We start from the raw sequence: 14,469 nt of genomic DNA on the forward strand, positions 1-14,469 counted from the left end.
ATTTTACATTCTGTACTGACTGGGAGTACAGCCCAGTTCTCTTTTGAAATATCGATTGAAGTGATATATGTTGGTAAAGCCGCATTGCTCGGCGACATCCGACACACGAAGTTCTTTGTTGGTAAGGAGATGCTTGGCCTTATCAATTCTGGCTGTGATGAGATCATCCTTGGGACTTGTGAAGAAAAAGGTCTTGTAATAATGATAGAGCTGACTTCTCCCAAGGTGTGTCTCTTTGCAGATTTTTTCTATATTCCATTCCTCTGAACATCTTTGAAGCATATTGATTCTGAAGGCTGAGAGAAATGAGTATATTCCGCCACCTTCCTCTAGAGGTGCGGGACTAAATATACTTCGCTCCGCAGATATTAGTAGTTCCATGATAAGAAGATCTATCATACGTTCTTTTCTCGACTGCTTTGAAAGGTATTCAAATTGGATACGCCGCAGGCAGTCGATGATAGCTTCGTCATCATTCGGGTGGAAAAGCGTGTTCATCGGTATCTGAAGACCGCGGATTTCTTCTGGATCACAGGTAAAGTGGACAAAGGAGTTCGAAAAAGAAGACACGGCCTGATAGTACTGCGGATGTCCCGGAGTAAATAATATACAATCACCTGATACCGCAGACTTCTGGACAAGCCTTAGACCGTCTCTTTCAACTGTTTCATATCCTGCATTATGCCTATTTTCTGAGCCTGCAGGAAAATAAAAGGTCATAGGCGAAGTCAGATGTAAAAACAAATAATCGCCGCTGCCGTCAGGTCTGTATATTATATCTTTGTCTGGATTGCGGTAATTATAACCGCAGTAATCAGTTCTAAACATAAATCCAATGCCTCACGAATAGAAAGTATTAAAATCTATATCAATAATTCTAAATTTACACCGGACAAAAAGTCAATAAAAATGGATTAAATAACATTTAAATATGCCTTAGTGTCTGTAATAATGAAAATTACCAAGAACAAAAAATCAATAGATTGTATTTTGGAGGATATAAAATGGCTAAGAAATTACAGAAGGCTCAGCTTTGCATAGACAGAGACTTTGAGATCAGCAAGATAGATGAGAGAATATTCGGTTCCTTCCTTGAGCATCTCGGAAGAGCGGTTTATGAGGGTATTTATCAGCCCGGAAATAAGAATGCGGACAAGGACGGATATCGCAAAGATGTACTTAAGCTCATAAATGAGATACATGTACCGATAGTAAGATATCCGGGAGGTAACTTCGTATCCGGCTTTAACTGGGAGGACAGCGTAGGTCCCAAAAAGGATCGTCCCCGCAGAATAGAGCTCGCATGGAACGTTGTGGAGACCAACCAGTTCGGACTCAACGAGTTCATGGAGTGGTGTAAAAAGGCAAATACAAAGCCCATGATGGCAGTTAACCTCGGAACAAGAGATATAGATGCGGCAAAGAATATTGTAGAGTACTGCAACATCAAGAGCGGCACATATTACAGTGATCTTCGTATTAAGCATGGTGTGAAAAATCCGCACGACATTAAGCTTTGGTGCCTCGGAAATGAGATGGACGGCCCCTGGCAGATCGGCCATATGACGGCACAGGAATACGGCATGAAGGCAGGAAGAGCAGGCCACATAATGAAGCTTGTTGATCCTTCAATAGAGACTGTTGTTTGCGGATCTTCATCACTTTACATGGATACCTTTGGAGAGTGGGAAAAGACGGTGCTTGAATGCAGCTATGATTCTGCTGATTATTTATCACTTCATACCTATTATGGTAATCCCGAGGATGATACACCAAACTTCCTTGCAAGTAATGTGGCAATGGATAAATTTATTTCACAGGTAATCTCTATTTGTGATTATGTAAAGGCAGTTAAGAGAAAGAACAAGACTATCAATCTTTCCTTCGATGAGTGGAACGTATGGTATCACAGCAACGAGCAGGATAAGAAGCTTGAGAAATGGGTTGAACATCCGCATCAGCTTGAGGATGTATACAACTTTGAGGATGCCCTCCTTGTGGGCTCAATGCTCATAACACTTCTTCGTCACGCTGACAGAGTAAAGATTGCATGCCTTGCACAGCTTGTAAATGTTATTGCACCCATTATGACAAGTGATACAGGCGCATGGAGACAGACCATTTTCTATCCATATATGCACGCAAGCCTCTACGGAAGAGGAACGGTTCTCAACACAGTTGTTAAGTCTCCTTCCTACGAGAGTAAGCACGGCGATGCTCCTTATATCGATAGTGTTGTTACTGCTGATGATGAAAATGAGACAATCACAATTTTTGCAGTAAACAAGAATCTTGGAGAAGATTTCGAGCTTACATGTGATCTCAGACAGTATGCAGGCTACAAGTTAGTTGATCATATCGTACTTACAAATGATGATCTCAAGGCTGTAAATACTGAAAAGAAGCCCAATGCCGTTGCTCCCACAGAGGGTAAGAACACTAAGGTTGAGAAGGGTATCCTTACAACGGTTCTTCCTTCAAAGAGCTGGAACGTTATCAGACTGGCTAAATAATCCTATTATTCAAGATTGTAATCTCTTTAACCTTCCCTAAAAGAGATATACAAAAAAGCCGGCTCATTACTGAGCCGGCCATAGAAGCTATATAGCAGAGATGGAACCTGTAGAGAATTACTTAGCGGTAATTGCAGGTTCTGTTTTTTATTAGTTTACGTTTGACCAGATCTTATATCTCTGATTGGGATTTACTCCCTTCTTCTGGAACAGTTCACTTAATGTTACAAGTGTGTAACCCTGTTTCTGAAGACCCTCGATGATCTGAGGAAGAGCCTGTACAGTCTGGTTATTGCCCTGGAAATCATGGAGAAGGATGATCTGTCCGTCTCTTGCGCCGCTGAGTACAGAATTTACTCTCTGCTGTACAGAGGTGCTGTTTTCCCAGTCATTATGTGTAGAACCCTGAATGAAGGTTGCATTGATGTTCTCATGCATTGTGTTGCTTGTTGAAAGGTAAGGTGCTCTGAAGAACTTAACGTCAACACCTACAGCATTCTTGATTGCTGAAGCAGTCCACTCCTGCTGATTGCGGCAATCCTGAGCGCTCATTCTGGACATGTCCTGATGAGTATATGAGTGGCTTGCAAGTTCACATCCCATTTTTACCTGTCTCTGCATGATGCTGAGAGTATCCATGCTGATATTCTGTCCGATAAGGAAGAATGTAGCCTTTGCACCGTATTTCTCCAGCGCATCAAGTACACCGTTTGTTGTGCTTGAAGGACCGTCATCGAAGGTAAGGGCGATATACTTGCCTGTATCCTTCTGTGTCTGGTTTCCTGTCTGAGCAGGTGCAGGTGTCTCAGTTGCTCCGGTAGTCTGTCCACTCTCTTCACCCCATCTGAGGGAATCAAGATAAGCATCCCAGTTGCCGTCATCTGCTGTAACAACAAGTTCAATCTTCTGATTGCCTGTACCGTGATTTACATTCTTGATAGTGTATTCAGCAGTATTAGCATCGCCGTAGTAGAAAGTACCCTTGTATTCGCCACCGATCTTAAGATCAACTCTTGCCATGTTGTTATTGTTTGAAGCGCCGCGAAGAGTGAAATCATGAGTGCTGTATGCAAAATACTGAGTGAAGCTTACGCTGTCGTTGTTAGCATATAATGCTACGCCATTGAAAGGACTGCTGATGCTTCCTGTATACTGACCTGACTTTGTCATGTCCTCACACTGTTTGGAAGTGTTGCCCTGAGCAGGTGTGCTGCTCTGGTTACCGCCCTGGCTCTGGTTTCCACCCTGATTTCCACCCTGGTTACCGCCCTGGCTCTGATTTCCGCCCTGGTTACCGGTGGAAGGTGTTGTAGACTGACCTGAACCACCACTCCACTTAAGTGAATCTATGAATGCATCCCAGTTACCGTCATCTGCTGTAACAACAAGCTCAACCTTCTGATTACCGGTCTTATGATTTACATTTTCGATCGTGTACTCAGCGGGATAAGAACCACCATAGTAGAAAGTTCCCTTGTACTCGCCGCCAATCTTGAGATCAACTCTTGCCATGTTATCGTTGTTTGAAGCACCGCGAAGAGTGAAATCGTGAGTTCCGGAAGTGAAGTTCTGAGTAAAGCTTACACTGTCATTATTAGCGTATAATGCTACACCGCTGAACGGACTGTTGACATTGCCTGTGTACTGACCGGACTTGGTCATCTGCTCGCACTGCATGGAAGTTCCGGTCTGAACAGTAGTGCTGCCCTGATTGCCACCCTGGTTTCCGCCTTGGTTTCCACCCTGATTACCTGAAGAGGAACCACCGATTGTCATAACGTTCTTATAAACGTTAGCGTAGCCGCTACTCTGGTAACCTTCGATGTTAAGAGCTGCCTCGGTAAGTCTTCCGAGTCTGATACCCATTCTCTCCCAAGCCTTGAAATGCTCGGTTACGCTGATGGTACCGCTTTCCTTCTTACTGGTACGTACGCTGAAAATCTGGGTAAAGTTTGTATCTCCAATGATTGAAGGCGCGTTATAACGATTTGTTACATATACGTCATATGTACCGCCATCTACCTGGATCTGACCTCTCGGAGATCCCCCCGGCGGACGCCATGAACCCCAACTGTCTACAATGTAATACTCAATAAGTGGATCAAGAGTCCAACCATATACACACAGATATGAATTTCCATTCGGTCTGTAATCAACACCATAATCGAATGATATATTTCCGATCTGCTGATAGGTCTTAGTCTGATCGAATTTTCTGCCCTTTCTGAAAAGAGCGTTTCCGATGTTGCTCCATTGACAAGTGAATGCCCCCCCTGCATCCAGTGTCATACTGGTAGTTCCGTAATCTTTCCACAGCTCATAATCGTAGCCGTCCTGATTGCCGGTCTTATTATCGTACAGCGTTGTAGCTGCCTTGGCCTGCAAGGAAGGTACTAAGAGCTGCGCGCACATGAGAGTAGTCACGAGCGCAGATGTCAAAACTTTCTTCAACACTTTCTTCTTTCCTCCTATTTTTATATTGTCTGCTATATAACATGGCTGTATTATATACGAAGATAAAAAAACATGTATTACAGAATTTAGTGCGTAAAATTGTTCAATATGTCAAAAAATCAATCATATTTATGCAAAATAATGAATATAGTTTTGAGTATACAATTTTATATATATTTAAGCACTTAGATATTGCGCCACTTCTCAAGTTTTGCTAAACTTTAACGCGAAAGTAATACTATTTTTTTACCATTTTTTTGAGTTTTATATGGCGGTTTATTACCGTATCAAATTTTAGGAGGATTCTACAAAATGGTTGAATGGAAAAACCTTGATAAGTTAAGTTCATTCGATGAGCTTAAGAAGGTAAAACGTGTTGATCTCGTATCTGCTATGACAGGTGAGAACGGCGCTAAGAGAGTTAAGGAATATTCCGTAGATATGGCTGAGGGCCTTACCTACAATTATGCCGCTAAGGAAATCGATGATGACGTTCTTGCAGCACTTGATAAGCTCTCTAAGGAAGCACAGCTTTCTGAGAAATTTGAAGCCCTCTATAACGGCGAAGTAATAAATACCGGTGAGAAGAGAATGGTTCTTCACCAGCTCACAAGAGGACAGCTTGGAAATGATGTTATGGCTGACGGTGTTAATAAGCGTGAGTTCTATGTGAAGGAGCAGAAGAGAATTGCTGATTTCGCAAACAAGGTTCACTCAGGTGAGATTGTAAACGAGAAGGGTGAGAAATTCACAACAGTAGTTCAGATCGGTATCGGCGGATCGGATCTTGGCCCCAGAGCTATGTATCTTGCTCTTGAAAACTGGGCACACAGAACAGGCAACTTTAAGATGGAAGCTAAGTTCATCAGTAACGTAGATCCTGATGATGCATCTGCAGTTCTTAATTCTGTAGATGTTGCTCATTCAATTTTTATCCTCGTATCAAAATCAGGTACAACACTTGAGACTCTTACAAATCAGAGCTTTGTAATGGATGCCCTTAAGAAGGCAGGGCTTGATTCATCAAAGCACATGATAGCCGTTACTTCTGAGACATCTCCTCTTGCAAAGAGCGATGATTTCATTGAAGCCTTCTATATGGATGATTATATCGGAGGACGCTATTCTTCAACCTCAGGCGTAGGCGGAGCAGTTCTTTCACTTGCTTTCGGCCCTGATGTATTTGCACAGTTCCTTGATGGTGCTGCAGCAGAGGATAAGCTTGCAGCTAATAAGGACATGATGAAGAATCCCGCAATGCTTGATGCCATGATCGGATTCTATGAGAGAAACGTACTCGGATATCCTTCAACAGCAGTCCTTCCTTACTCACAGGGACTTAGCAGATTCCCTGCACACCTGCAGCAGCTCGACATGGAGTCAAACGGTAAGAGCGTAAACCGCTTCGGAGAGCCTATAGATTATGTAACAGGTCCCGTAATCTTCGGTGAGCCCGGTACAAACGGACAGCACTCTTTCTACCAGCTTCTCCACCAGGGTACCGATGTTATTCCGATGCAGTTTATTGGCTTTAAGAACAGTCAGCTCCGAAACGATGTTGATATTCAGGGCAGCACAAGCCAGCAGAAGCTCTGCGCTAACGTGGCAGCTCAGATTGTAGCATTTGCCTGTGGTAAGAAGGATGAGAACCTTAACAAGAACTTCAAGGGTGGACGTCCTTCAAGTATTATCATCGGTGACGAGCTTAATCCCAAGTCCCTCGGTGCACTTCTTTCTCACTTCGAGAACAAGGTTATGTTCCAGGGCTTTGTATGGAACTTAAACAGCTTCGATCAGGAAGGTGTACAGCTCGGAAAAGTACTTGCAAAGAAGGTTCTTGCACACGAGACAGATGGAGCCCTTGCAGTATACAGCGATCTGTTGAATATTTAACATATTAGAATAATATGCCCCCACGTATACTATATTTGATTTCAATCTCGTTGCAAAAAACGCATAATCGAATGAACTCAAATGTAGTATGCGTGGGGGCTTAGTTTTTTCAAAAATTTAAAAAATTATACAAGCAGAATATTAGGCGAGGAGTGATATTGTTATTGTGCTACTGCATCCTCGATAATATTTAAAATTGTCTCTGTGGCGCCGGACTGGTTTGATTCTTTCATCTTTTCGATATATTTTTCACGGTGTTCATAAACATCAAAGATGCTCTCTACTAGAATGTCCTCATCAAGTTCCTCATTGTCTATAACAACGGAAAAACCCTGCTTTTCAAAGGAGCGGGCATTTATTATCTGATCGCCTCTGCTGCTCTTGGCAGAAAGAGGAACGAGAACATTGGGCTTACGCAGAGCTGCAAGCTCACAGATAGCGTTGGCACCTGCTCTTGATACCACTACATCTGCCATGGCAAAGATGTCCTTCATCTCGTTTTTGACATATTCGAACTGCTTGTAGCCTTCCATATTGAGCTTAAGGTTATCCATTTTATCCTTACCGCACAGGTGCACGATATTGAAATGGGGCAGAAGTCTTGGAAGTGCATAGCGTATGGTTTCATTTATGCTCTGGGCACCGAGGCTTCCTCCGGTAACCATGATAACAGGCTTGTCGTCCTTAAAGCCGCATATCTTTTTACCCATTTCACGGGAACCCTTCATGAGCTCTTTTCTTATCGGAGTTCCGGTCAAAACCGCCTTGTTCGCGGGAAGGAGTTCAAGGGTCTCAGGGAAGTTACAGCAAATGGTCTTTGCTGATGAAAAGCTGAGCTTATTGGCAAGCCCGGGTGTCATATCGGATTCATGAAGAATGCAGGGAATGCCAAGCGTTGAAGCTGCCCGTATTACAGGCACTGAAACAAAGCCTCCCTTGGAAAAAACAACATCAGGGTTAAGCTTCTTTAATAGCTGTCTCGCTTCAACAAAGCCCTTCATAACTCTGAAAGGATCAGAGAAATTCTTGGGATCGAAATATCTTCTAAGTTTACCTGTAGAAATTGAATAATATGGAATATGAAAATCTGCAATAAGCTTTTTTTCAATTCCTGTATGTGAACCGATATAGCTGATCTCGTAGCCTCTTTCCTTAAGCTCGGGAATAAGAGCCATATTCGGTGTAACGTGGCCGGCAGTGCCGCCACCGGTTAAAACAATTTTCTTAGACATTTACAAAAAGCCTCCTTAAATATAAGAGTACCACAGTTTTAATAAGCCCGCACTCTTAAGAAAACATAGAATTACTGAATTAGTTAGGGCAATTCGTACAGTACGTAATTATCCTGTTTGGCCCTGATTTTGGATTCTCTGATAAGGGGCATGACAATGTCCTTTAACTCGGGATTTTTATCCATAGCAGCTGTATCAATAAGAAGCAGTTTTACTGCATTACTGTCAAGATCAGGGAACTTAGTATCAATCTCATCTGCGCTATCAACAAGGTAAACTCTCTCGTGAGAGATTGTAAGATCCATTGGCGGTTCGTAGTGTATCTCGTTTGTAAATGAAAAACACACATCATTATAATCAGTATTCCTGTAGAGGAATTCATCAAGGGTATAATCCGCATCACCGTCTCTTGATACTATGTACTTCGAAGTAGATGTGGGAACACCTGTTATAAGTATCATGATAAAGAGGGCGATAGCAAAAGCAGGTATGAGAGGAGCAATCCTTCTTCCGAGAAAAAAGGTGCCGCCTTCCGCATCCTTTCCAGCCGTAACGGCTCTTTCGTACGCAACTGCAGCAATTGGAGCTGTCATTGCAACGCACCATCCGGCTTTCATCATGGAAAACTCGTGAACGGCGGAGTGATTCTTAAGCAAAAGTATCTGAAAGGCTACAGCGATATAGCTTGCTATTACAAGTGAAATATCGGTATTTGTGAAAAGTGCTTTTATGCGAGCACCCTTTTTCAATGTAAGGAATGCAATAACTACGGTTACAAACTGGAACAGGAAAAGATAAAACATGAAGCTTCGCTGTTCCTGAGTAAAGGCGGAGGTAAAGTTTTCAATAAGTCTTGAAACAATCACTGAAAGACTGTCGTCACCGCCGGTTCTGAATTTGAGCTTGTACTTTAAGGTATCGAGCCAGCCATCGACAAAACTCAACTGAACAAGGAAAGTGATGAGTGCAAGCACTACAGGAACAGCATATGAAAGACCGCAGATCACAGTATCCCGCAGGGATTTTTTATCAAGAATAAGACCGATTATCCTCATCACAAATACAAAAAATGCAAGGATCCAGAAATAGTAGTCCGTGAGGATTCCGAGATATATTGTCACAAAATGAAATACTCTTATGAAAATCATCAGAGGTTTTTTCGCCCGGAGTTCCGGCATGTATAAAAGCTCTTCCAGAAACAGGAACAGCATGACATACAATAAGACGCTCTGATCAGTGAAAAATACATTTGGAAGATACCAGGCGTTTACCGGGAGGAGCATCCATAAAGCCACTGTGGATACGGAGATAAGAATTCTTGAAAGGTTTGAGCCTATGCGGTGCTTCCAAAAAAGAACAAAAATAAAACTTGAAAAAAGTAGGGATTCAATTGCGAAAAGAATCATCTGGAGATGCTTTACGAAAGAAATATTTATAAAGCTTCTGCCGGACAAAACGGCACACAGCCACACAAGAACAATATGTCCGCTGGGATAGCTTATGAAAGGGACTCTGTCATTGAAGCTCTGGAACTCAATGGAGCGATAATTTTCGCAGGCAGTAAAGTGCATCTTTGCGGCACCTTCTTCGAGCCATATATTTACATACTTAACGGTGGAGGCAGACTGCCAGATATTGTCTCCGCCCATGTTCTCGTATCTGATAGGATATTTAAAATTGAAAACAGCTAAAAAAATCAGCAATGTAAACAGATTAACAAGAAAAAAACCAAAAAATGTATTCTGAAATTTGCTCATTGTGGCACACCCTCTTAAAACTTATCGTCTGTTCATACTACCATATTTTTTGCTATAATTAAATTCACTTCTAACTAAGAATTAAGCTTCGGAGGACAGTAAGAAAATGCCGGATTTTCTTAAAAAGATTTGGGAAAAGCTTCCCATCACACATAGATTCTGCTTTTTTATCAGTTTTATAACAGGACTTCTTGTTCATTTCTTCATGATTTCAAACAAGATTACAAATCTGGATGATATTGTATGCGTACCGGGAGTTGGCGGCGGAAAAGTTCTGGGAAGATGGCTCCAGGATCCCATTCACGATATTTTTTCACCCTGGTCTGCGCCGGCTCTTAATGGCATTATGGCGATAATTTTTCTCTCGGCAGCAGCCTGCGTAATAGTTTCTGTCTTGAAAATTGAGAGTATAACAGGTGCCGTTCTTGTAGGCGTTATGATGATGACGCTTCCCAGCACAGCAAGTAATATGTACTACATGTATCTGGCGCCAATCTTTGCGCTTTCTATTCTTGCAAGTGTTCTGAATGTGTATCTTACATCCAAGTACACCTATGGTTTTATTTTAGGTATTGTTTTGCAGTTCCTTAGTATGGCTTGCTATCAGGCATACTTTGGTCTTTCTGCCTCACTTTTTGTACTTGCCTATTTCCTCATGCTGATGGACGGAGCAAAGGTAAGTCTTGTCATAAAGAAGGGACTTAGAAGTCTCCTTGGCCTTGCGGTGGCAATGGCGGGATATCTTATTAGTCTTAAGTTTGTTGATCTTAGCGAGTATAAGGGACTTAGCAGTATAGGACATACCTCACCGGCGGACCTTGCTTTGTCGATACTTAGGGCATATCACAGGGGCGTTCAGTATTTTGTTACGGCTCCGGAAAGCTTTATGAAAGGCGCTCCCACACTATTCAACAGAGTGCTGGTTGTATTTTTGATAATTCTTGTGGTCCTTCTTTTTATATGGAAAAAAACCTTTTCAGAGATTTCAAGAGGAGTAATATGCCTTATTCTCCTTGCAATTTTTCCTCTGGCACTAGGACTTGTGTATGTGATGGCTCCCGAGCTTTCTCATGCATCCACAGTTATGATATATTCCTACAGCGTGTTCTATTTCTTCCTCATAGCTGGAATGGAGAGAATAATGAGAGGGGAAGAAGGTACAAAGAAAAAAGTATCGGTATTTCTTGCATCACTCATTTTCATAGGACTTATTCTCGAAGCCTATGCCGGCGCGAGAGTAATAAATAACTCATATTACAGAAGTTATGTTGCCCAGAACCGTGTAATGCAGTATTACAACAGAATAATCTCAAAGTTGGAGGATGGAGGATATAAGTACGGTGAGCCAATGGCAATCCTTGGAGGTTTTTATCCGGATCCTCTTCCGGTGGCAGCCCACAGTATGCACGGGGCTATTCTTGCGGATTTCGAAGGTGCTACACTCGAAGAGCACTTATTCCTTCCGACTCACAGGGACAGATTTATTCAGATATGGTTTGGAATTGATACAGGGGACATTACCACTGAGAAAAAAGAAAAGCTCATGAAAACAGCCGAATTCAAGGAAATGTCTAATTACCCTGAAGACGGCTGTGTAAAACAAATCGATGGTGTGTGGGTTGTGAAGCTAAATGAGGACGATGGTTAAAAGTCGGTCTTTTCCATAAGGCCTTCGATTTTGTTCCAATATTTCTTGGGATCTACGTCGACTCCTTCAACATGGTCGGAGCCGAGTATCAGGCAATACTGCTTGGGCGCGCTGCACTTTTCATAGAGGCGTGCGCTCATATGAGGATCTATAACCTTATCCTCATCGCCGTGAATAAACAGAGTGGGTGTCTTTGACTTTTCAACAGCTGAAAGCACATCCACCTTTTTTATGTCATAACCACAGCGGATAAGCACCAGCAGACGAATAATGAAAAATGAAACCGGGAAAGGAATCAGGTGCTTGCCCTGTTTATAGATGTCTGCAAACTCTTCATAAACGGTGGTGTAGCTGCTGTCTGCAACTGCAAGTATAACGTTATCCGGCAGGTTCTCACCGGTGGTCATAAGAGTTATAGCAGCGCCCATACTTACACCGTGTATGAGAATATGCGCATCCTTGTCCTTTTTAATTATGTGATAAATCCACTCTAAAATATCAAGTCTGTCAAAATATCCGTAGCCGGTGTAGTTACCTTCACTTTGGCCAAAGCCTCTGTTGTCGGGAAGGAGCACGTTTATGCCCATTTTGTGGTAATGCTCGGCAAAGATACCCATATATTCGCCGTCACTTCTGACACCGTGAATAACAATGGCATATTTGTGACTTTCTTCCTCTGCCTTGATGTAATGTGCGTGAAGCTTTAACTCATCAATGGAATCGACATAGACATCTTCTCTGAGAGGATTATTTCTTACCCACCTGATTGCCTTTGAATCCATGGGGTTATTGTCTATTTCTTTCTGTGTTTTCTTTTTCGGAACAACTGCCATATCATAGAAAATCGATGCAGCTGCGGCTCCACCTCCGAAGAGAGCTGTAAAAAGACCAAATAATACGAAATTTCGCTTTTTGCTCATGGGAACCTCCTTTGCAAGTAATGTATAAAAATTTTAGCAAATACTAATAAAATGTGCAATTGGTGGAGATTCAATAGCACATATTAACGAAATATGGTATGATTAATCAAACTGATATTTTGCATAATTTTTTTACGTGATGTATATGAGGGGTACACATGTTAGAAAGGAAACTTGCAGAGAAATTCAGAAGGCTTTACACTGAGAACTCTTTGAAGCTGAAAAATTACGAGGATCAGCTCTTTTTAATTGATGATCCGTTTGACTGGATACAGCTTTTGTCCGAAAGATCTTATGTTATGCGCGAAGTATATGCGGAAAACGAAGAGCTTATGGCTGAGCTGTGGGAAAATTGCTCCGAGGAGATTACTCCGGAGGAGGCAGAGCTTCTTTATGACCTTGCTATAGGTTTTTTCTTTGACGATCACCATGATTTTGTAGTGCTTACTGAGTTTTGCGAGCGCATTCTTCCTGTGTTTAAGGAGATGGATGAGCCGGAGTTTCTGGTTGCAATCTATCATGTTCTGGGGTCTGAGTATGCTCAGTTTTATCGTTCTGTCGGCGATAAGAAGGGCATGAGTATAGCCCTTGATTATCTCAGAGGATCTATCGCGCAGGCAGAGCGCTATTCACAGATTTCCGCTCCTGAAGTTCGGGAGTTTATTTTCCGGGATTATTTACAGCTTATAACATACCTCTCCGGTTTTTATACCGAAAAGGATGAGAGTATACGTCTCTATGACAAGGTATGGGCTCTTTGGAATAATGAGAATGTACAGCAAAGGGATTCAGACAACGAACAGATAAAGGGATTTCTTTCGATAATTGACGATGCATTTATGGCAAAATCCAAAAATATTGATGTTTTGTCTGAAGCTGACAGGGAAAAGTATTTAAGCCTCCTTGGTGAGTCATATAGGAGAGCAAAAGAAAAAGACGGTGAAAAGGAAGGAACTCCGGATTTCAGAACCTGCATAACCTATAAATGGCTTCGCGGAGATATTAAAAGTGAAGAAGTTCTGGAGAAACTTATAAAAAGCATAAATGAGATATTGCCAAAGCCAACTTTTTCAAATGATGATCCCGTTAATTTTGAAATTGTATTGAGGCATTTTAAGTACGCCTGCACGGCAATAATGGTGCTGGAAAAAATGGAGCTTGATGATAATGAAAGAAGTTCCTATCTCGACAGATTTATGCCGACTTCGATGGAAATCCTTTCAAAAGTTCCGTACAGATTTTTCACCGGCGATATGCAGCCTGTATGTGAGCAGTGGTATCATGCAGCAGAGCCTATGCTCTCCGGTGAGCTTAATAAAGTTCAGTTCATAATGCAAATGATAGTAAGACGTCAGCCGTTTACATATATTCATTCGCAGATGGTTGCAAAGATAGCCACGATGATCGGTCAGATTATCCTTGAAAAGGAGCCGGAACTTCTGATAGGTGTCAGAGGGATGGAGACATTAGAAGATATCCAAAAGAGCAAGGCTTACATTTTATCCTTTATAACAATGAGCGGTCTTGTTCATGATATAGGAAAATGCTATATCCCGGATACGATAAACAGGCAAAACAGAAGTCTTAATACAAAAGAATATGCAACCATAAGAAAACATTCCGAGGTGGGTTATCGCGAAGCGCAAAATAATGCCGCATTAAGGCCCTATGCCGATATAATCATAGGTCATCACAAGCATTACGACGGACTTCACGGATATCCTTTGGGATATGATAACAGTGAATCCAAGGAAAAAGTGATAATCGATCTTATTTCCATAGCGGATTCGATTGAGGCAGGAACAGATACTCTTACAAGAAGCTATACAAAGAACAAGGATTTTGAGAAGCTGCTGTCAGAGCTTAAGGCTGAAGCAGGCACAAGGTATAATCCCAAGATTGTAAAGCTTATAGAAGATTCAAAGGAGCTTAGAGAGGAACTTGGGAATCTCACGGGACAGGGTAGATATGATATCTATTACCGTGCGATGCAGGAAATTTTGGGGAACGCCGAGGAAGAACTTCCCAATATTTGATACACATATAAGGAGC

At 42.0% G+C, this 14,469-nt stretch carries 9 protein-coding genes; 4 read left to right on the forward strand and 5 right to left on the reverse strand.

Features of this window, described 5'->3' with window-relative positions:
- Positions 1–3 precede the first annotated feature (3 nt).
- The gene (locus tag G630_RS0109275; protein WP_022761778.1) at positions 4–828 is read right to left on the reverse strand and encodes a helix-turn-helix transcriptional regulator; all 825 of its coding nucleotides are present in this window, start codon (positions 826–828) and stop codon (positions 4–6) included.
- Positions 829–1,004: 176 nt separating this feature from the next.
- Between G630_RS0109275 and arfA the strand changes: the two genes are divergently transcribed.
- Positions 1,005–2,513 (forward strand): arabinosylfuranosidase ArfA, encoded by a 1,509-nt coding sequence (arfA, locus tag G630_RS0109280; RefSeq protein WP_022761777.1) that lies wholly within the window; start codon positions 1,005–1,007, stop codon positions 2,511–2,513.
- A 150-nt stretch (positions 2,514–2,663) separates the two neighbouring features.
- Here arfA and G630_RS24185 read toward each other — a convergent pair whose 3' ends face one another.
- The gene (locus tag G630_RS24185; RefSeq protein ID WP_081667850.1) at positions 2,664–4,967 is read right to left on the reverse strand and encodes a glycoside hydrolase family 11 protein; all 2,304 of its coding nucleotides are present in this window, start codon (positions 4,965–4,967) and stop codon (positions 2,664–2,666) included.
- Positions 4,968–5,279: 312 nt separating this feature from the next.
- Between G630_RS24185 and G630_RS0109290 the strand changes: the two genes are divergently transcribed.
- Positions 5,280–6,860, forward strand: a complete 1,581-nt coding sequence (locus G630_RS0109290; RefSeq protein ID WP_026498422.1) for a glucose-6-phosphate isomerase — start codon at positions 5,280–5,282, stop codon at positions 6,858–6,860.
- A gap of 161 nt (positions 6,861–7,021) precedes the next feature.
- On the opposite strand, the gene G630_RS0109295 is transcribed toward G630_RS0109290, so the two are convergent.
- Both G630_RS0109295 and G630_RS0109300 read right to left on the reverse strand, forming a co-directional pair.
- Positions 7,022–8,092 carry an undecaprenyldiphospho-muramoylpentapeptide beta-N-acetylglucosaminyltransferase gene (locus G630_RS0109295; RefSeq protein ID WP_022761774.1) on the reverse strand — a complete coding sequence of 357 codons (1,071 nt, stop codon included), beginning with the start codon at positions 8,090–8,092 and terminating at the stop codon, positions 7,022–7,024.
- 83 nt (positions 8,093–8,175) lie between these two features.
- Positions 8,176–9,849: a hypothetical protein gene (locus G630_RS0109300; RefSeq protein WP_026498423.1), complete on the reverse strand. Its 1,674-nt coding sequence runs from the start codon at positions 9,847–9,849 to the stop codon at positions 8,176–8,178.
- Positions 9,850–9,955: 106 nt separating this feature from the next.
- On the opposite strand from G630_RS0109300, the gene G630_RS0109305 reads away from it, so the two are divergent.
- Positions 9,956–11,497 (forward strand): glucosyltransferase domain-containing protein, encoded by a 1,542-nt coding sequence (locus tag G630_RS0109305; protein ID WP_026498424.1) that lies wholly within the window; start codon positions 9,956–9,958, stop codon positions 11,495–11,497.
- Here G630_RS0109305 and G630_RS21345 read toward each other — a convergent pair.
- The gene (locus tag G630_RS21345) at positions 11,494–12,417 is read right to left on the reverse strand and encodes an alpha/beta hydrolase (RefSeq protein ID WP_049946158.1); all 924 of its coding nucleotides are present in this window, start codon (positions 12,415–12,417) and stop codon (positions 11,494–11,496) included. The genes G630_RS0109305 and G630_RS21345 overlap by 4 nt on opposite strands.
- A 158-nt stretch (positions 12,418–12,575) precedes the next feature.
- Here G630_RS21345 and G630_RS0109315 point away from each other — a divergent pair, with 158 nt between their 5' ends.
- On the forward strand, positions 12,576–14,453 hold the full coding sequence (locus G630_RS0109315) for an HD-GYP domain-containing protein (protein WP_026498425.1): 1,878 nt from the start codon (positions 12,576–12,578) through the stop codon (positions 14,451–14,453).
- Positions 14,454–14,469 lie beyond the last annotated feature (16 nt).

The organism is Butyrivibrio sp. WCD2001 (genome assembly GCF_000424485.1).
GTDB lineage: Bacteria > Bacillota > Clostridia > Lachnospirales > Lachnospiraceae > Butyrivibrio.

Bases quoted from the DNA above. Each gene is read 5' to 3' on its own strand.
- G630_RS0109275 (WP_022761778.1), bottom strand. From the start codon at position 828: ATGTTTAGAACTGATTACTGCGGTTATAATTACCGCAATCCAGACAAA.
- arfA (WP_022761777.1), top strand. From the start codon at position 1,005: ATGGCTAAGAAATTACAGAAGGCTCAGCTTTGCATAGACAGAGACTTT.
- G630_RS0109290 (WP_026498422.1), top strand. From the start codon at position 5,280: ATGGTTGAATGGAAAAACCTTGATAAGTTAAGTTCATTCGATGAGCTT.
- G630_RS0109295 (WP_022761774.1), bottom strand. From the start codon at position 8,092: ATGTCTAAGAAAATTGTTTTAACCGGTGGCGGCACTGCCGGCCACGTT.
- G630_RS0109300 (WP_026498423.1), bottom strand. From the start codon at position 9,849: ATGAGCAAATTTCAGAATACATTTTTTGGTTTTTTTCTTGTTAATCTG.
- G630_RS0109305 (WP_026498424.1), top strand. From the start codon at position 9,956: ATGCCGGATTTTCTTAAAAAGATTTGGGAAAAGCTTCCCATCACACAT.
- G630_RS21345 (WP_049946158.1), bottom strand. From the start codon at position 12,417: ATGAGCAAAAAGCGAAATTTCGTATTATTTGGTCTTTTTACAGCTCTC.
- G630_RS0109315 (WP_026498425.1), top strand. From the start codon at position 12,576: ATGTTAGAAAGGAAACTTGCAGAGAAATTCAGAAGGCTTTACACTGAG.